The 17,533-nt window shown below is 43.2% G+C and carries 21 protein-coding genes; 5 read left to right on the top strand and 16 right to left on the bottom strand.

Annotated elements, in window-relative coordinates:
- The first annotated feature begins 105 nt into the window (after positions 1–105).
- Both NST85_RS13845 and NST85_RS13840 read left to right on the top strand, forming a co-directional pair.
- A complete protein-coding gene (locus NST85_RS13845) occupies positions 106–783 on the top strand; it encodes a futalosine hydrolase (protein WP_341189577.1) in 678 nt (225 codons plus the stop codon).
- Positions 780–1,622, top strand: a complete 843-nt coding sequence (locus NST85_RS13840; protein ID WP_127191367.1) for a 1,4-dihydroxy-6-naphthoate synthase — start codon at positions 780–782, stop codon at positions 1,620–1,622. Before NST85_RS13845 ends, NST85_RS13840 begins: the two co-directional genes overlap by 4 nt.
- Positions 1,623–1,703: 81 nt before the next feature.
- Here the strand turns inward: NST85_RS13840 and NST85_RS13835 are convergent, their stop codons facing one another.
- The 4 genes from NST85_RS13835 to NST85_RS13820 form a co-directional block, all read right to left on the bottom strand.
- Complete coding sequence (locus NST85_RS13835; protein ID WP_127191368.1) at positions 1,704–2,591, bottom strand: radical SAM/SPASM domain-containing protein; 888 nt, start codon at positions 2,589–2,591, stop codon at positions 1,704–1,706.
- 180 nt (positions 2,592–2,771) lie between these two features.
- On the bottom strand, positions 2,772–3,266 hold the full coding sequence (locus NST85_RS13830; RefSeq protein ID WP_127191369.1) for a GNAT family N-acetyltransferase: 495 nt from the start codon (positions 3,264–3,266) through the stop codon (positions 2,772–2,774).
- Between the two features lie 52 nt (positions 3,267–3,318).
- On the bottom strand, positions 3,319–3,738 hold the full coding sequence (gene fosB / locus NST85_RS13825) for a metallothiol transferase FosB (RefSeq protein WP_127191370.1): 420 nt from the start codon (positions 3,736–3,738) through the stop codon (positions 3,319–3,321).
- Between the two features lie 168 nt (positions 3,739–3,906).
- Complete coding sequence (locus NST85_RS13820; protein ID WP_341189576.1) at positions 3,907–4,968, bottom strand: DUF4183 domain-containing protein; 1,062 nt, start codon at positions 4,966–4,968, stop codon at positions 3,907–3,909.
- A gap of 278 nt (positions 4,969–5,246) precedes the next feature.
- On the opposite strand from NST85_RS13820, the gene NST85_RS13815 reads away from it, so the two are divergent.
- Positions 5,247–5,666 (top strand): DUF4183 domain-containing protein, encoded by a 420-nt coding sequence (locus tag NST85_RS13815; RefSeq protein WP_127191372.1) that lies wholly within the window; start codon positions 5,247–5,249, stop codon positions 5,664–5,666.
- Positions 5,667–5,740: 74 nt separating this feature from the next.
- Here NST85_RS13815 and NST85_RS13810 read toward each other — a convergent pair whose 3' ends face one another.
- Positions 5,741–7,042, bottom strand: a complete 1,302-nt coding sequence (locus NST85_RS13810) for a voltage-gated chloride channel family protein (RefSeq protein WP_127191373.1) — start codon at positions 7,040–7,042, stop codon at positions 5,741–5,743.
- A gap of 185 nt (positions 7,043–7,227) precedes the next feature.
- Here NST85_RS13810 and NST85_RS13805 point away from each other — a divergent pair, with 185 nt between their 5' ends.
- Positions 7,228–8,328: a hypothetical protein gene (locus NST85_RS13805; RefSeq protein ID WP_341189575.1), complete on the top strand. Its 1,101-nt coding sequence runs from the start codon at positions 7,228–7,230 to the stop codon at positions 8,326–8,328.
- A gap of 83 nt (positions 8,329–8,411) precedes the next feature.
- Here NST85_RS13805 and rpoD read toward each other — a convergent pair whose 3' ends face one another.
- Positions 8,412–9,305, bottom strand: a complete 894-nt coding sequence (gene rpoD / locus NST85_RS13800) for an RNA polymerase sigma factor RpoD (protein ID WP_127191375.1) — start codon at positions 9,303–9,305, stop codon at positions 8,412–8,414.
- A gap of 270 nt (positions 9,306–9,575) precedes the next feature.
- On the bottom strand, positions 9,576–9,734 hold the full coding sequence (locus tag NST85_RS13795; RefSeq protein ID WP_170220147.1) for a hypothetical protein: 159 nt from the start codon (positions 9,732–9,734) through the stop codon (positions 9,576–9,578).
- 157 nt (positions 9,735–9,891) lie between these two features.
- Between NST85_RS13795 and NST85_RS13790 the strand changes: the two genes are divergently transcribed.
- Entirely contained in the window at positions 9,892–10,587 is a 696-nt protein-coding gene (locus tag NST85_RS13790; RefSeq protein WP_341189574.1) for a metal-dependent hydrolase, read from the top strand.
- A gap of 99 nt (positions 10,588–10,686) precedes the next feature.
- Here the strand turns inward: NST85_RS13790 and NST85_RS13785 are convergent, their stop codons facing one another.
- The 9 genes from NST85_RS13785 to NST85_RS13745 all read right to left on the bottom strand — a co-directional run bounded on the left by NST85_RS13785 (position 10,687) and on the right by NST85_RS13745 (position 17,397).
- The gene (locus tag NST85_RS13785; protein WP_307396859.1) at positions 10,687–11,916 is read right to left on the bottom strand and encodes an MFS transporter; all 1,230 of its coding nucleotides are present in this window, start codon (positions 11,914–11,916) and stop codon (positions 10,687–10,689) included.
- Between the two features lie 37 nt (positions 11,917–11,953).
- Positions 11,954–12,562 carry a TVP38/TMEM64 family protein gene (locus NST85_RS13780; protein ID WP_307396856.1) on the bottom strand — a complete coding sequence of 203 codons (609 nt, stop codon included), beginning with the start codon at positions 12,560–12,562 and terminating at the stop codon, positions 11,954–11,956.
- 39 nt (positions 12,563–12,601) lie between these two features.
- Positions 12,602–13,090: a GNAT family N-acetyltransferase gene (locus tag NST85_RS13775; RefSeq protein WP_341189573.1), complete on the bottom strand. Its 489-nt coding sequence runs from the start codon at positions 13,088–13,090 to the stop codon at positions 12,602–12,604.
- Positions 13,091–13,104: 14 nt separating this feature from the next.
- Positions 13,105–13,611: a GNAT family N-acetyltransferase gene (locus NST85_RS13770; RefSeq protein WP_341189572.1), complete on the bottom strand. Its 507-nt coding sequence runs from the start codon at positions 13,609–13,611 to the stop codon at positions 13,105–13,107.
- Positions 13,604–14,062, bottom strand: coding sequence for a DUF5680 domain-containing protein (locus NST85_RS13765; RefSeq protein ID WP_341189571.1), 459 nt, complete (start codon positions 14,060–14,062; stop codon positions 13,604–13,606). The genes NST85_RS13770 and NST85_RS13765 overlap by 8 nt, the downstream gene beginning before the upstream one ends.
- Before the next feature lie 56 nt (positions 14,063–14,118).
- Positions 14,119–14,421, bottom strand: coding sequence for an antibiotic biosynthesis monooxygenase family protein (locus NST85_RS13760; RefSeq protein ID WP_341189570.1), 303 nt, complete (start codon positions 14,419–14,421; stop codon positions 14,119–14,121).
- Positions 14,422–14,622: 201 nt separating this feature from the next.
- Positions 14,623–15,417, bottom strand: coding sequence for an ABC transporter ATP-binding protein (locus NST85_RS13755; protein ID WP_127191382.1), 795 nt, complete (start codon positions 15,415–15,417; stop codon positions 14,623–14,625).
- Entirely contained in the window at positions 15,417–16,331 is a 915-nt protein-coding gene (locus NST85_RS13750) for an ABC transporter permease (protein ID WP_341189569.1), read from the bottom strand. Before NST85_RS13750 ends, NST85_RS13755 begins: the two co-directional genes overlap by 1 nt.
- Before the next feature lie 31 nt (positions 16,332–16,362).
- A complete protein-coding gene (locus NST85_RS13745) occupies positions 16,363–17,397 on the bottom strand; it encodes an ABC transporter substrate-binding protein (protein WP_341189568.1) in 1,035 nt (344 codons plus the stop codon).
- Positions 17,398–17,533: the final 136 nt, after the last annotated feature.

Here is a 17,533-nt window from a genome sequence, read left to right as displayed (position 1 = left end):
TTCCTCCTCACTCACTATATAATTGAAAGTGCATACTAAGATTGGAATTCGGAATCTACATACGTAATTTGCGTGGGCTTCCTTAAGGAGATGGCTTATATATTTATGAGAGAAGAAACAAGTATAGATTCTCGTTATCCTCAAGTACTAATTATGACAGCGGTTCAGGGAGAAAAGGACGCCGTATTGCGTGGCCTGGGCGGAGCAACAGGTTTTGATGTATGTTTGGCAGGGGTTGGCCCAGCATCGGCTGCGGCACGAACAGCGGCAGCATTAGCCTGTGGTAAATACGATCTCGTGATCAGCGCCGGAATTGGCGGTGGGTTCCGAGAACGTGCGGACGTTGGATCTCTGGTGATAGCCAGTGAGATCATCGCCGCGGATCTTGGGGTAGAAACCGCTGAAGGTTTCGCTAGTGTGGACGAGCTTGGGTTTGGTTCTGCTCGTGTGACTGTCCACCCCCACCTACCTCATAAGATGCTTCAATTGTTGGAATCCTCGGGGATTCCTGCTTGCATCGGCCCCGTAGTGACTTTATCTACTGCAACGGGTACGGCCTCAACAACTACAGAGTTAGCGAGACGTATTCCTGGCGTTGCAGCTGAAGCCATGGAAGGGTATGGCGTCGCAATTGCCGCACAACAGTTGGAGTTGCCAGTCATAGAAATTAGGGCGATCTCTAACGTGGTTGGACCACGTCAGCGTGACTTATGGAAAATCGATGACGCTATGAAAACATTAGAACGAGTTTTTGCTAAATTACCGGAGGTGCTACACAAATGAATATTGCCTTTTCACCCTGTCCGAACGATACTTTTGTCTTTCATGCTTGGGCACATGGTCTGATCCCTGGCGCTCCTAAGCTTGACGTTACCTATGCGGATATCGACATTACCAATGGTCTAGCAGCCTCTGGAAAAGGTCCTGATATACTCAAAATATCCTACGCCGCACTGCCATATGTGCTTAATGAATACGCATTACTACCTTGCGGCGGTGCGCTTGGCCGTGGCTGCGGTCCACTTGTCCTTACAGCTAACGATCACACCGGGGCCGCAGGTCCAGCGGCCTTATCAGGTCGGCGAGTGGCTGTACCGAGCGAACGTTCCACTGCTTATTTGCTATTTCGCCTCTGGGCGGCAAGCACGGTGCCTGGTGGAGTTGGTGAGATCGTCGTTCTACCATTTGACGAGATTATGCCTGCGGTACAACGTGGGGAAGTAGATGCAGGGCTTGTCATCCATGAAGCCAGATTTACCTATCCATCCTATGGATTAAATCTATTGATAGATCTAGGAAGCTGGTGGGAATCCGACACGGGACTTCCAATTCCACTCGGAGCGATTGTTGCTCGCCGCACACTCGATTTAAATGCTATTGCAGGATGGATTAAACAGTCCGTGCAATATGCTTGGGCTCAACCCGAAGTTTCTGCTGAATATGTTGCGAGTCATGCTCAAGAGATGTCTCCTGAAGTGACACAAGCGCATATCGAATTATATGTCAGTTCTTATACCGAGGACCTAGGTGATGACGGCTATAATGCGGTTAAGGCATTACTTGGTCGTGCTGCACAGGAAGGACTCGTACCCCAAGTGGATTTGACTACTTTGGGTAGTTAATATTCATTTTTTCATTAGATCACTAAATTACACTCATACGCAAAAACAACCGTTCGGACATGATCCGGACGGTTGTTTCATTTATGCCATTCCACCAAAGCGCTTACGGTAGCCACATTTACGACATAACTCTTCCACTGCTTCTCTGCGCGAAAAACCATCATACAATTGATTCGCACGATCTCCGTCTACGATTTCTGAGAATGGGGTCTGATGTACGTTGCCTAGGTTGATTACCCCTTCTCCATCAAGGCAGCAAGGAATGACGGTACCATCTACTAGAATTCCTGCCTGATTACGAAGAGCATGACAGAAACCTTTTCCATCGTCCTCTTCCGCATTCAAATCTGGCCAGTCAAACTGAGCATCCTGATTCAAATAAATCCGCTCAGCTAACTTGATACCACTTCCCGGGATCACTTTCTCCTCGATATGAAAATCTAGGCCAAATTCCTTCTCGATCATCGCAAGCGTTGTACGGTTTCTACTTCGTTCCTGGTTACTCTCATTATCTCTACTCAAGTTCCAAAGCCTAAATGAGATAATCATATTAGAAGACGCTACGGCCTCCCTAACAAAAGAAAGGATATTAGTGATATATCCCTCACGGTCAATTGAGCCTTCATGTCCATCGAAACTGTGCAAGGAGAAATTCATTTGGCGAAGCGCCGGCTTGCCAAGGAGCTTCTCCCTATTCTTCGTAATTAACGTCCCATTGGTTGTGATATTCACCTTAAATCCCTTCTCATGGCTTATATCAAGTAGTTCACCAACTTTGGGATGTAGCAATGGCTCGCCTTTGACGTGAAAATAAATGTAATCCGTATGGGGTTTGATATCATCTAATATTTTCGTAAATTCCTCAACCTTGATAAACCGGTACTCCCGCTTTGTTGGTGGGCAGAAGCTACAGGCTAGATTACAAATGCTCGTCGTTTCTATATAGAATTTCTTAAACTTTTTTTTCACTTTATAGACCTACTCATCTATTTAAATTTGCGCTTATTCATCGCATGAATTTTTACAGAGCTAATCTATATTTTAAGCTATTTACAAAATCGATGGTAGTCCCTACTCATTTTTTGGCTCAAAACCAAAATCAGCGGTGGGCAGGCCCTATAGTGGGAAGCAGCGTTATACTTGTTATCTCTACATCCAGCTTGGATCACAGAGCACAACGGACGTCTCAATTTGCCGCTCGGGTATACTCCAATATGTACGAAGTAAATGTTCTTTGTCTATCGGTTCCATTAATTTAAATCCATTACGCTTATAAAAAGAGATTGCCCAAGATGCAGATGCCCATGTCCCAATCAATAATGGTTTGGCACTGGCATCCATCAAATAAACAAGCAACTTACTTCCAATACCCTTACCACGTTGATCAGTTCGAACATAAGCATGCCTGATTAAGGCAACCTCCTCTTTATCTTGGATTCCCATCACGCCTACTAAGCCATCCTCATCCTCGTATCCCCAGAAGACAACTCCATCGGCCATCTCACTTTGCAAGTGTTCCAAAGACATATAGGGCTCTACATAGCGGTCCTGAGGAATAATTCCCTTATAGGCTTGCGCCGCATCATTAATTATTTGTTGTATAATTACATCCTCGCTACCATCCATTGCACATTTTCTGATCATACTGCATTCCCCCTTAAACAATATGTCTCAATCTATGAATCCTACAATATGTCTAATCATAAAAAATCATATGGCTTTTCTCCGACCTGTAGTAGTCAAGCCTGTCCGATAGTGTCCCCGTATGAAATTCAAACATATGTCCATCGGGATCCAAGAAGTATATCGATTGCCGATCCCTGATGTCTCTGACTCTTCCTGGTAGTACCTCAACTTGCAAGCGATGTAACCGTTCCATAATAGCATCGAAATCCTCTTCGGCTATAGTAAATGCAATATGTGTATATGTACGGTTCGCCCGATCCCTTTTCAACTCTTCTTGATTCAGAGCGATCCAGATGCCTCCCATGTCGAAATAAGCTAGTTTTCTACCCTTTACGCGTAAAGTCGCCTCAAACACTTGTTCATAAAAAGCGATAGACTTCTCTAAATCTGCAACGGAGAAACAGAAGTGATTGATTCCTTGTATGTTCATATAGCCTCCCTTATTGTACTTCAGATTAATGTAATAACAAATCATTGACGATTCTTACCGTTTCCAGCGGCTACTTTAAACTCTATTTCACTTATTACGTCAACAAATTTGCTGGAGTAACTTTGTAGTATCCTTATTATAATTGCAAAGTAAGCCGCTGGAAAATGTTCAACTATAAATTACTTGGGTGTTAAATTCGACGTTCTCAATAATTATGGGAACACCTGCATAGATCGTGTCACCCTCGAGGTACAAAGTCAGAACATTGTTAGTAATGTTGTACAAGCTACTTTCCTGTAACATACCATTGATAAATACATTCGTATAACTGTTAGTACCGACTCCATCAAATAATGTACTTAAATTCCCCGCATCGTCTAGAAATTGACTACTTGGAAGTTCAACCGTAGAACTGAGATTCATTGGTGGGAAATAAAAGTATCTATAGGCGGAAGGAGTAATATTAACTTCTATTCCCCCTGTAATCCCCCCTGAACCCGGTGGTCCTGTAGGTCCAGTAACTCCTTGAGCTCCCTGATTTCCTTGTGTTCCAGTAACCCCTTGAACTCCTTGCTCACCCCGTGTGCCTTGCATACCAGTAACCCCTTGAGCTCCTTGTTCCCCCGGTATGCCTTGTGTTCCTGGGATTCCCTGAGCTCCTTGTGTACCTGGAGACCCCTGCATTCCAGTAACCCCCTGAGCTCCTTGTGTACCTGGAGGTCCTTGTGTTCCCGGGATTCCTTGAGCTCCTCTAGCTCCCTCAGGACCCACTGGCCCCAACAATCCTTGTTCCCCTTGAATTCCCTGTGGACCTTGATGACCACGTTTCCCTGGGACTCCTTGTATCCCTTGTTGCCCACGGGTACCATGCTCACCTTGAGATCCACGATAACCTTGAATTCCTTGCGCTCCTTGAGGGCCTATAATCCCTGGGATCCCTTGAGCACCTTCTGCTCCTGGTTCACCTTGTACTCCTTGTGCACCTTGTACTCCTTGCGCTCCCTGTGCTCCTTGCGCTCCCTGTGCTCCCTGTGCACCTTGTACTCCTTGCGCTCCCTGTGCTCCCTGTCTACCCGGAATACCCTGCTGACCGCGGTGGCCACGGCATCTTCTTACCTTGCGAAGTCTTTGTTTACCACCAGTTCTCTTCCACCTGCATAACGTATTACGTTGCTTTAATTTGCGCCTTCCTGTTTTACATGAGCACCTTGCGCCCTGTCGCTTTTTCAACTTCAGCTTCGTTTTCTTTGTACATTTTCTTTTTCCTAGAGAACGATGTTTCAAATTAAAGCATCTCCTTTCTCATGATCAAAACCCTATCTCATATAGTCCTATAATATGTACCTTTAACCTGTATCGGGTTGGACATATATCCCTTCTCATTAGTCTAATAAACCCAACTTATCTTTTTCTCGATCATAAGCCGTCTCAATATGTAATTTTTTTCATTAAATATAGTAAGTCGAAGCTATATTCGATTTATAAAATAATAGAAAGAAGTTGATCGCATGGCCGTCATCAAACCTGTTTATACCGCAACGTCAAGTGCGCCTCTTGCATCGGGAGGTGCTATAACTACGAACGTAACCCCTGTCGTTACCCGCTATTTAGCTATCATTACGGCAGGGATGATCAGTGAAACAATTACTACTATTCCGGCAGCAAGCTTCACTAATGACACGGATGGTGCAGTTGTCACTTTGCCTTTACTCACAGGTGAAGATTATTTCAATGTCTATCTAAATGGGACTCTTCAGCAAGGTGGGCTTTCTACCTTAACAACAGCCGACTTAGTTCTAGCAGCCGGAGCAGCAGATATAAATGCAGGTGTACCTGTTCTACTAGAAGTAGCAGACTTCCAAGACGCAACATCAACTATAACAACTCAAGTCGACATTTCAGCACCAGTTATAACGATTATTACCTAGGCTGGGAACACACAATAACAAAACGAACCGCGGCGAAGGCCACGGTTCGTTTTGATTAATTGAGGTCTCTACTATCAACGTTGATCCTTTTGATTCCTATCTTTCTGTGTAGCCATGATCACGCCACTTTTAGATACCCCAAGTTGTTGAGAAGTATAAATCCCACTATGACCAGAGAACAAATAACTTACTATGCACGCGATAAACATGAATACTGCTCCCTCACTACCGAACAATTCGATCCCCATGATAAAACAGGCAATTGGCGTATTAGCCGCACCACAGAACACAGCAATGAATCCTAACGAAGCAAGGAAAGGTCCGTATAACTGTAAGGGCCCCGCGAGAGCATTCCCTAAAGTAGAACCGATCGCAAATAACGGAGTCACTTCCCCTCCCTGAAAACCTGCACCTAAAGTTGTAGAGGTAAAAATCAGCTTCCACAGAAAGGTTAGCGGGGATACATCTTTTTCGAATGAGTCTGCGATCAGGGGTACACCTAATCCAAGGTAATCCCGTGACCCCACTAGATATACGAGCCCAATGACAATCACTCCACCAACCGCGCTCTTCAATACAGGATTTCCAAAAACACGGGTAAACCACTTTTTCAAGAAGTGAGTCAACTTGCTGAACAAAAGGCTGGTAAGACCAAACAGAATGGATGCCAGTACGACTTTGGCAAGAACACTGACGGTTAAGACGGGAATCTGTCCCACAGCGTAATGAATATGCCCGATTCCCCACAACTTAGTTGCAACCAAATTCCCTATAAAGCTTGCAATGAAACACGGGATTAATGCTTGATAGCTCATAAGACCAATCGCAATCACTTCAAGTCCAAAGATCGTGCCAGCCAGCGGAGTACCAAACACGGAACCAAATCCAGCGCTAATCCCGCACATAAGTAGAATGGTCCGATCACTTCCACCCGCTTTTACCAACTTACCGAAACCCTCTGCCAAACTTCCACCCATTTGAACGGCAGTACCTTCTCTACCTGCCGACCCTCCAAATAGATGCGTAACAAGTGTTCCGAATAAGACGAGCGGAGCCATCCGAAGCGGAATACTTTCATGACCATTCTGAATTCCCTCTATGATCAGATTATTTCCCTTCGAACTATTTTTCCCCAATTTTATATAGATGTAGCTAACTAATGCACCACCGACCGGTAGTAGAAATAACAACCACGAATGCTCTACGCGAAGGCCCGTTACATATTCCAAACTTGTTAGAAAGAACGCCGAGGCACTTCCCACGATCAAGCCGATCATTCCACCATACAACAGCCATTTGACGAGGAATCCCAGAACCGCAGCGTATGGAACCTTCTGAGTAAATGTTTGCCAATGATCCCGCGCTGTACTAAACATGACCTAACTCCCCTTTTTCGTGTAACCCTGAAATATGACGGACACAAATGGATAAAATTCGATTCACTCTATGTATCTATTGAATATATTATCATCAAGTTCAAACGATTAATATGAAATTTAGGCACGCAACCTGATCACCCATGACATAGAATGAAGCAAACTCGGAGAAAAGGTGATTCCATATGACCAATTTTCATAAAGCGTATCAAATAAAGAAGCGTCTTGCCGGAAGTATGCTGAGAAAGCGAGGGGTCCATGGCATCGGGATCGGTCTGAAAGACCCGGCTCATCCGAAGAAAGGTGCCGCGGTTGTTGTCTATGTCAATACTCTCTCCGCTGCAGGAGTTAAGAAACGTACCAAGAAAGGCCACCGCAATTCTCTTCATTTTCTTAAATTGAAATCAACAGCAGGAGTGCCCATTCGTATCGTCCGAACAGCGAAATTCCATAAGAATGGAACGCCGCCTTCTAAACAAAACTTCAAGGGTAGAATTCGGCCGTTAATTGGCGGATACAGTATCGGTACTACGGAAGAATCCGGTACTGCAGGTCTCATTGTGAGCCCAAAACGTTGCCCCCGTATTCGAAATATTCTAAGTAACAATCATGTACTTGCAAATGAAAATTCGTGTCGTAATTCTCCTACCTTGCAACCCGGGGGAGCTGATGGTGGCACATTAAAAAGAGACCTTATCGGACATATGAACCGCTTCGTCAAATTGCATAAAAGAAAAGTCAATTATTTAGACGCAGCAACTTCGAAGCCATTACGACGCAATCTCTTGAAGCCACGCTATGCCGTTTTTGGAACCGTACCCGGACACGTATGCTCTTATCGGGTCGGAGACCGCTTCAAGAAAGTAGGGCGAACGAGCGGAGTTGTAACAGGCATTGTAGACTCTATTCATACCGACATTCAAGTTGGATACGGAGGATATGGAAACTTAGGTACCATTACATTTAAGAACCAAAGTGTTATACGCGGCCAACGTCCTGTTTCACTTCCAGGAGACTCGGGTTCCGTCTGGCTGACTCGTCGAGGTAATTTAGCTGCGGCGGTAAACTTCGCCGGTTCTGGAGACGGACGTTTATCTATCTCCTACCCCGTAGAATGGTTTATGCAAGTGTTTGGAGACAGAGTTGCTCATTCTCGGAGTCGTGGTATTGTAAGACCACGTAAAAAAAGTAAGAAGAATTACCTATTCACTCGTCCTTTAAACCCTAGAATTTTATCAAAAATCAAGGTGCTACGCCCGAGTAGAAAAGGATGCAAATACAAATAACTCCCTAGACACAGAGAGATGATTGAGCAGCAATTACTGCTACTCAACCATCTTTCTGCTCCGGAAGTTATGTCTACGATATCTTATTCCATGAAATCTTTAAGTCTCTTACTGCGGCTTGGATGTCTGAGCTTCCGTAATGCTTTAGCTTCTATCTGACGAATCCGTTCACGAGTAACACCAAATTCTTTACCTACTTCTTCCAAAGTGCGTGTCCGCCCGTCATCAATCCCGAACCGAAGACGAAGTACATTCTCTTCACGCTCAGTCAACGTGTCGAGTACCTCTTCAAGCTGTTCTTTGAGAAGTTCATAAGCCGCAGCATCCGCTGGAGCCAATGCGTCCTTATCTTCAATGAAATCACCCAAATTCGAATCATTCTCTTCGCCAATTGGTGTTTCTAATGAAACGGGTTCTTGAGCTATTTTCATAATTTCTCGCACTTTTTCCGGCGAAAGTTCCATTTCCTTCGCAATCTCTTCCGGTGTAGGTTCACGGCCGATCTCTTGAAGTAACTGTCTCGAAATCCGAATCAGTTTATTAATGGTCTCCACCATATGGACTGGAATACGAATCGTTCTCGCCTGATCCGCGATCGCTCTCGTTATGGCTTGACGAATCCACCATGTTGCGTAAGTACTAAACTTAAAACCTTTGGAATAATCAAATTTCTCAACAGCCTTAATTAGACCCATATTGCCTTCTTGAATTAGATCGAGGAATACCATGCCACGACCAACATAACGCCGGGCAATACTCACTACGAGACGTAAATTAGCCTCAGCTAGTCTACGCTTGGCCTCTTCATCACCCTGTTCAATTCGTTTAGCGAGCTTTACTTCTTCTTCGCCAGACAACAATGGTACTCGACCAATCTCTTTCAAATACATACGTACTGGGTCATCGATTTTGATGCCTGGTGGCAACGTTAAGTCATCTGTATAGCTCGGTTCATCGTGTTTCAGATCTTCTGACATGAATTTGACCCCCACCCTAAAAAAATAAAAAATGCTAAAGACTCACATTTTCCTCTAACATTTGTATATTTACATTGACATTTCACTGTAATGATGCTATTATAGAGGCGATTGAGAAATAATTAATATTATAATGACTACCCGTTATTTTATCACGAACGACAATTTAATACAAGTTAATTTTATAAACTAATATATGGTACCTAAAGCTGATTCTTCTACGAGGGTCAGTTTTTTTGATTCCTTAAGTATTTCCACATTAACATATGATTAGTGGATCAACCCCAATTGCTTAGCTTGCTCTTCCGTGAGAATGAATTGTTCATTAATCCATATATCATCGCTATCCTCCGTTATACCAAACATGAGCATTATCGCCCCCCATATCCCCTTCTCAACCGCTTCACCTTGCGTGATAATGATTTTCATACATAACCAACTCCCTAGACTAATGTTTGTCCCCATATAAGGCTACCTGACCTATTTACACTATTATATGTAAGATCCAAACAATAAGTTGTGACTTAAACACATTAAAATCCGCTATACTTAAATATAATGACCACTTTTACTTGGGAGGATACTAATGAAACTAACTTATCTAGGACATTCTTCAATACACATCAATACAGGTGAATTTCAATTGATTATTGATCCGTTCTTAAGTGGTAATCCAAATGCAGCACTTCAACCCGATGAGATCAAGGCCGATTATATTCTGCTGACTCATGGTCACTCCGACCATATTGGTGATACAGAGGAAATCGCCAAACGGAACGGTGCGACGATTATTGCCGTAGTTGAATTAGCCTATTATTTCGAGAGCAAGGGTCTTCAGACTATTGGAATGAACCTGGGCGGTTCTTGCACCTTCCCCTTCGGGAAGCTACAATTCACTCCAGCTCTACACAGTTCTTCCGTACAAATAGATGGGGTAAATGTATATTTGGGTTCTCCGGCAGGAATCTTGCTGCATTTAGACGGGCATACCCTTTACCATTCCGGGGATACCGCGCTCTTCAGCGATCTAAAATTAATAGGAGATCGAAATTCAATTGATCTTGCTCTGCTCCCCATTGGTGATTTCTTCACTATGGGGCCCGAAGATGCCTTACTTGCAGCAGAATGGTTGAAGGCAAGACATGTAATTCCAGTACATTATAATACGTTTCCACCCATTAATCAGGATGGCGAACAATTTGTAGCTAATTTGCAACCACTCGGAATTACAGGACATGCTCTAAAGCCAGGAGAATATCTCAATCTGAATGAGTTAAATTAAATCTATTATGAAGTACAAGCCTTAGCCTCCATTCACTCTAAACTCATGAGGAACGGAGGCTCTTTTTTCAAGGCGATTTTAATTCATGCCATTAATAATTCAGTCTATTAATTCCTTGCCTTTAGTCTCCGTACCCAGTACCAGCACGGCTATAACCCCTACTATTATCGTAACGAAGAAGATCCAGAAGATCGAACCAATCGCGACATCTCGCCCCACCAGGATACCTACTAGAAGGGGAGCAATTACGCCACCTATTCTCCCGAAGGAAGCTGCTAAACCAACACCCGTTGAACGAATACTTGTTGGGTAGAGCTCTGGTGTATAGGCGTACATTCCACCCCATGCTCCTAAGTTAAAGAAGGATAAGCAAATACCTGCAGCAATCAACATACCTTCTGTAGAAGCGTTCCCGAACCAAGCCGCACTAACTGCCGTTAAGAGCAGATACACAATTAATACAAACTTCCGGCCGAACTTCTCAATGAAATAAGCAGCTGTAAAGTATCCTGGAAGCTGAGCTAAAGTCATAATCAACACATATTGAAAGCTTCTTACCAAGCTGAATCCTTTAAGGACCATTACGGAAGGTAACCATAGAAACATACCATAATAGGAGAACACGACCGTGAACCAAAGGATCCATAACATGATTGTCGAACGTCGATGTGGTTTAGCCCATAAGGTGCGAAATCTGTCCCGCAAGGAGATGGGTTGTACCTTTGTTTGCAATGCTTGATTAGTAAATCGCGGAGAGTCATCTATAGCTTTCCGTAAATAGAGTGCATAGAAAACTGGAAGAGCCCCAATAAGGAACGCAATTTGCCAACCGTATTTCGGAATTACAAAATAGGCAATCAATGCGGCAACAATCCAACCAGCAGCCCAGAAACTTTCCAAGAGTACGACTGCCCTTCCCCGGTCTTTGGAAGCTACGGATTCAGACACTAATGTTGAGGCGACGGGCAGTTCTCCCCCTAGTCCAAATCCGGCAATAAAGCGCAATACGCACAATACCGCAAAACCAGTCGCCGCCGCAGACAACCCGCTCGCAATTGAGAAAATAAGTAACGTCCAGAGTAACACAGCTTTTCGACCAAATTTATCAGCCATTATCCCAGCAACAGCTGCACCAACCGCCATACCCACTAAATTGATACTATTGAAAAATCCAACTTGGAGCGGCGTTAGACTCCATTTCAGTGTAAGATCAGCTACTACAAAGGAAATAATGCCGACATCCATAGCATCAAACATCCAACTAAATCCAGCGCTCATCAGTAATTTTCGTTGTTTTGGACTACGTACAATTTCAGGCACTTTCACCATGTTCTCCCCTTAATATCCATTTGATTCTCATCTCTATCTATTTACTTAACTCGCGCTCTTTTTTCGTCATTTTACGGTGTCTGATAATAAAGGCAACCATAAGGATGAACAAAAATACCACGTATGGCACAATTAGCTTACTCAAATTCACACCTGGAAATACAATCGGGGCACTAAGGATACCAAATAACCAAATGCTAGATAAATTTCCGACCATATTCGCCCAAGCATAAGAAATATTTTTCATTTTAGATATGGCGGACATGAAAGAAATAACATTGTTAGGTATGATCGGAATCGTACGTAGAAAAATAACTGCCCAAACCCCGTAACGATCAATACTTTCTTGCCACTTATGATATTTCTTTATTTTTTTAAACCATTTACGATTAAACCAATCGGCTAGAAAATATTCGCAAAGCAGGTAGACCACCATTCCCGCTACGGTTCCGACGATCCAACTAGCGAATAAACCCTTTGCAATGCCAAGAACTGAAAGATGGAGCATAAGTAGAGTGGCAAACGGAAAAATGCCAAACACGCCTTGAATAATTGCAAGTGGAATCGTGAGTAGTAAAATTGAAAAGCCGTCAAGTTGTGTTATCTCAACTAACCATTCTGTAATATGCTGTATCCATTCGTTCACGATCCGCTTCCCCATTCTTTATAATTACTTGTTGATATCTCATAGATTGTAATGAAGAAGATATTGAGGCCCCGATTTCCCTTCTCGAGTAGTCCCCGTATCTATAAAACCTGATTCTAAATACATCATTTTAGCAACGGTATTTCGATAATTAACAGCAAGCACAATTTCTCGGATATCCGGAAAATACAACTCCACAAACGCAGGCACTAACATCATCGCTCGCTTGGCGACTCCTTTTCCCTGATAGGGGGAATCTACTGATAATGATCGAAGCAGCATTACCTCTGGAATGGGAGAATATTCACTGATATCTCTACCACAATGTAATACAAAAAATCCCACTGGAATTTCATCACATGTGATTACAACAGGGTAACGATTTCTATCATCCGTCGCTTCCTTCAGCGCTACCTTCGGAAGTAACGTAAACGCTAATTGTTCATCCGTTAGATGAAATTTTTCAAGGATCTCCTGATCACTCGGGTTCCAAAATTTCAAAGCAACATTTGGCTCTCTATGATCCATAGGTTCCTCCTAGATTAAGATTCTATTCTTCTCCCCAAAATAACTAAGTCTCGCTCTACCCCGTCTAAATTTGCAACCTTGGGTAGATGTGCCCATTGATCAAAACTAAACTTCCGCAAAAGAGCTAGGCTAGGTTCGTTATGCGCAAACACGAAACCAAGTAAGGTGCTGATCGATAGTCCCGGGCACGCGGCTATAGCTCTCTCAATTAACAAACGTCCGATACCACAAGCACGATAATCACTGGATATATAGATACTAATTTCTGCAGTTGCATTGTACGCAGGTCTACCGTAAAAAGATTGAAAACTAAGCCACGCGATGATATTGTCACCCGATTTCATCACCCACAAAGGACGGAGTTCCGGGGAATGTTCATGAAACCAAGGTTTTTTGCTCTCTACAGTTACTGGTTCCAAATCGGCCGTGACCATCCGGCTTGCAACCGTCTCATTGTATATTTCTACTATTCGCTCTAAATCGTCGATACGTGCATCTTCAATAATGTAGGATTCAATCATATGCAATTTCTCCACCGTGAAAAAAGAGATGATAAATCTCCTCTCCCTTATACATAATCCGCTCTTCACCGCTAAATTGTACTAAATCCCCATTCCATGAACATTCATATTCGAAGTCCTTATTTCGATGGCTGGCAGGTCCTCGGTAGGGTGCATCTTGACAAACCAACATTAAACACTCTAACAGAAATTCCGGAAATCTCTGTACTGGATTCGCTGTTCTGCCATGATAATTCATTCCCCATACGGCCGTCTCGTTCAGCCTAACAATCTCTTGTCCGGAAAAATGTAACCCTCCAAAATAACTATCTAGATAACTGTAATTTCCTTTTGTATAGAGGATATCCTTCGTTCCAGGTCTGCTAGAAGCAACTCCATTATTACCAGAAGCATATGAATTACGTTTAGCTTCAACTAGGAAATCCCTAAACTCCTTCTCATTGTGCATCATAACGTTTTCCCCCAAATTCAACTTACTTGGAACTACCTCATCCATATCTTTATCAATTAATCTGTTTCATGCCTGATCTGCACGTAATGTTCCACAATCGGGAAAGGTTCATAGAAGTGATGGAGCAACGCCTTCCATTCTTTATACTGTGGTGACTGACGAAAGCCAATTTCATGATCCGTTAGCGTTCTCCATTTGACGAGTAGAATATATTTATTCTCGGTCTCAACACATTTATGTAGCTCGTGTTCCATATAACCACGCATTTGCGAAATGATCTTGGATGCCTTTCTGAAGTTGCTCTCAAAGTCATTAATTGTACCTGGTTTAACATGTAATTCGGCTACTTCAAGTATCATCTTCTATCCTCACCTTCCTTGTCCGTATATTCATTTATATTGCATCTATACACCAAATCTAATTTTATAATTATACCATTCTAGCCGACTGAACAACAAGAACAAATGTTCTATATCTCAATTAAATGAAAAAACCTATTACAGAGAGGGATTTCTTTCTCCACAATAGGCTTATGATTACTAGCACAATATGATGATTATTTAACCGAGCATAACGCGATCATCTGAGAGCTTATGACCACTGATCACTTCAAACTCTCCAAGCAGCTGTTCCATGGTCAAATGACCTTTTCTATCCTCATTTACATCGAGGATAATACGTCCATTATCCATCATGATTAAGCGATTGCCTAGACGAATAGCTTGTTCCATGTTGTGGGTGACCATCAAAGTCGTCAATTTCAACTCGCTCACAATGTTCTGTGTAAGCTGTGTTACAAGTTCAGCACGGGCTGGATCTAGAGCCGCGGTATGCTCATCAAGTAGCAATATTTGAGGCTCGGTAAAACTTGCCATAAGTAAACTGAGCGCCTGACGTTCCCCGCCGGACAACGTACCTACTTTGGCACGAAGACGATCTTCAAGACCAATTCCAAGACGGCTAAGTTGCTCACGGAACAGCGAACGACGCTGAGACGTAACCCCTATGCGTAATCCGCGACCTTTGCCACGAGTGTAGGCCATGGCCAAGTTCTCTTCGATCGTCATATGCGGTGCAGTTCCAGCCATCGGATCCTGAAAGACACGACCAATCCAGCGGCTTCGCTTATACTCCGGCAGGTGACCTACATCATTTCCGTCGATAATAATTTGACCAACATCCGGTCTAAGAACACCGGAGATCATGTTCATCAACGTTGATTTTCCTGCTCCATTACTTCCAATCACGGTTACGAAATCCCCAGGTTGCAGTGTTAGATTCACATCTACCAGTGCAATCTTCTCATCTGGTGATCCGGGGTGGAACAACTTAGTTACATGTAAGAGTTGTAACATTAGAGTTCGCCCCCCAGACTTGTATGATCGGTTCCAGTAGTAATTTCACTTGAGCGTTTTTGCGCCATTGACTTCGCCTTACGGGACCTTTGCATCGTAGGAAGCACCAATGCCGCCACAACGATAACAGCTGTGATTAGCTTCAAATCGGTCTGCTCGATCCATTCAATCCGCAACGCAAGTGCATAGATGAAGCGGTAAACTATCGCACCAAGTACCACAGCAAGGGTAGCAAAGATTACATTTCTTGCTCCGAAGATCGCTTCACCGATAATAACAGAGGCCAGTCCAATCACAATCATCCCTATACCGGAGGAGATATCCGCGAATCCAGAACTCTGGGCAATTAACCCACCGGACAGTGCAACCAGACCGTTAGAGAGACTAAGACCAAGGATAATTGTATGATCGGTATGTGCACCGAAACTACGGATCATCCGCTGATTGTCACCCGTTGCTCGGAGTGCTAAACCAAGATCTGTATGGAAGAATAAATCCAGTAATAGCTTCACAATGATTACAATAAACGGCATCAATAGTAGTTCAGATACCGAGCTGAATAACGTATTTTCCCCTAATAAAGATACATTGGGCTTGCCCATAATCCTCATATTAATGGAATACAGTGCGATCATCATTACAATCCCTGATAATAGACCGTTGATCCGACCTTTCGTATGAAGAAGCCCAGTAATCGCGCCTGCTACCATCCCACCACCAAATGCAGCAATTGTGGCAATCCAAGGCGCTACGCCACCTGTAATCATAACAGCAGCAATAGCACCACCCGTTGTAAAGCTACCGTCCACAGTCAGATCTGGGAAATCTAATATTCGAAATGTGATATATACCCCTAACGCCATTAGGGCATAGATCATTCCCGATTCAAGCGCTCCGATTAACGAGTTCATCATGATGCATACCTCCTAAATGTTGGTGGATACGCTATTCCAGAATGTTGTTCTCTTTGTCATTAACTTGATCTTTCATTGCGTCCGTCACTTCTATTCCTTGTTCGGCAGCCGCCTTCAAATTAAGAATCAAATCGAGTTTCTCTGGTACAGTTACTTTCATATCTCCTACTTTTTTACCGTTCTTCAGCACTTCAACAGCCATTTGACCAACTTGGTAACCATGATCATAGTATTTGAATCCTACTGTGGCAAAAGCACCCTTCTCTACTGAATCCCGATCACTGGAGAAGAAAGGCAGATCATTTTCATTCGCCACTTGAATAATTGTACTTACAGCTTCTACAACTGTGTTGTCTAAAGTAATATAAATTGCATCTACACGTCCTACCAAAGACTCTGCTGCTTGCTTTACTTCCGATGTATTCGTTACAGATGCCTTCACAAGCTTAATACCATGTTTTTCGAGAGCTTTCTCAGCATAATCAGCCATAATCACTGCATTGGGTTCGCCTTGGTTTAACACGATACCTACATTCTTTACGTCTTTGACATTCTCGGCTAGGAAATCCATCAACTTCGAGATAGCCTCTGGATTCGTATCCGAAGCTCCGGAAATATTACCACCTGGTTTGTCTAAATTATCAATTAACTTCGCATCGATTGGATCAGTAACAGCCGCAAATAGGATCGGTGAATCTTTAACATTCTGAACAATTGCCTGAGCCGTTGGTGTAGCAATGGCAAGAACCAGATCGTATTTCTCACCGGCGATTTTTTGAGCAATTGTATTATTATTGTTCTGATCACCTTGTGCATTGTTATAATCTAGCGTTAGATTTTCTTTCTCTATGATACCGGCTTCTTTAAGCGCTGCTAGAAAACCTTCACGTGTCGCATCTAGTGAGGGATGCTCCACAATCTGCGAGACAGCAATTTTATAAGAATCCTTCTCTGCTGCGCTTCCCCCATCACCACTACCACTACTTTTGTTATTGTTGTTGCCACATCCTACAACACTGATCAACATCGCTGATACCGCTAACAGTAAACCGATATTCTTCTTCATTTGAAATGCCCCCCTTAAAAGTATCAACTCTATTATTTCAAAATAGAGCACAGTCGCTTTAACGCTTTTATTCGTTAAAGCATATACATGTGAGTTTGCCCCACATCTTCTCATTCGATATGTTATTCCTATATTA

It is taken from the genome of Paenibacillus sp. FSL K6-2524, assembly GCF_038005525.1.
In the GTDB taxonomy this organism is placed as follows: domain Bacteria; phylum Bacillota; class Bacilli; order Paenibacillales; family Paenibacillaceae; genus Fontibacillus; species Fontibacillus anaericanus.
This window is presented reverse-complemented; position numbering and strand designations above follow the sequence as displayed.

Coding starts and splice junctions, on each gene's coding strand:
- NST85_RS13845 (WP_341189577.1), top strand. CDS start 106: ATGAGAGAAGAAACAAGTATAGATTCTCGTTATCCTCAAGTACTAATT.
- NST85_RS13815 (WP_127191372.1), top strand. CDS start 5,247: ATGGCCGTCATCAAACCTGTTTATACCGCAACGTCAAGTGCGCCTCTT.
- NST85_RS13795 (WP_170220147.1), bottom strand. CDS start 9,734: ATGAAAATCATTATCACGCAAGGTGAAGCGGTTGAGAAGGGGATATGG.
- NST85_RS13755 (WP_127191382.1), bottom strand. CDS start 15,417: ATGTTACAACTCTTACATGTAACTAAGTTGTTCCACCCCGGATCACCA.
- NST85_RS13810 (WP_127191373.1), bottom strand. CDS start 7,042: ATGTTTAGTACAGCGCGGGATCATTGGCAAACATTTACTCAGAAGGTT.
- NST85_RS13760 (WP_341189570.1), bottom strand. CDS start 14,421: ATGATACTTGAAGTAGCCGAATTACATGTTAAACCAGGTACAATTAAT.
- rpoD (WP_127191375.1), bottom strand. CDS start 9,305: ATGTCAGAAGATCTGAAACACGATGAACCGAGCTATACAGATGACTTA.
- NST85_RS13745 (WP_341189568.1), bottom strand. CDS start 17,397: ATGAAGAAGAATATCGGTTTACTGTTAGCGGTATCAGCGATGTTGATC.
- NST85_RS13840 (WP_127191367.1), top strand. CDS start 780: ATGAATATTGCCTTTTCACCCTGTCCGAACGATACTTTTGTCTTTCAT.
- NST85_RS13750 (WP_341189569.1), bottom strand. CDS start 16,331: ATGATGAACTCGTTAATCGGAGCGCTTGAATCGGGAATGATCTATGCC.
- NST85_RS13830 (WP_127191369.1), bottom strand. CDS start 3,266: ATGATCAGAAAATGTGCAATGGATGGTAGCGAGGATGTAATTATACAA.
- fosB (WP_127191370.1), bottom strand. CDS start 3,738: ATGAACATACAAGGAATCAATCACTTCTGTTTCTCCGTTGCAGATTTA.
- NST85_RS13785 (WP_307396859.1), bottom strand. CDS start 11,916: ATGGTGAAAGTGCCTGAAATTGTACGTAGTCCAAAACAACGAAAATTA.
- NST85_RS13805 (WP_341189575.1), top strand. CDS start 7,228: ATGACCAATTTTCATAAAGCGTATCAAATAAAGAAGCGTCTTGCCGGA.
- NST85_RS13775 (WP_341189573.1), bottom strand. CDS start 13,090: ATGGATCATAGAGAGCCAAATGTTGCTTTGAAATTTTGGAACCCGAGT.
- NST85_RS13765 (WP_341189571.1), bottom strand. CDS start 14,062: ATGATGCACAATGAGAAGGAGTTTAGGGATTTCCTAGTTGAAGCTAAA.
- NST85_RS13790 (WP_341189574.1), top strand. CDS start 9,892: ATGAAACTAACTTATCTAGGACATTCTTCAATACACATCAATACAGGT.
- NST85_RS13770 (WP_341189572.1), bottom strand. CDS start 13,611: ATGATTGAATCCTACATTATTGAAGATGCACGTATCGACGATTTAGAG.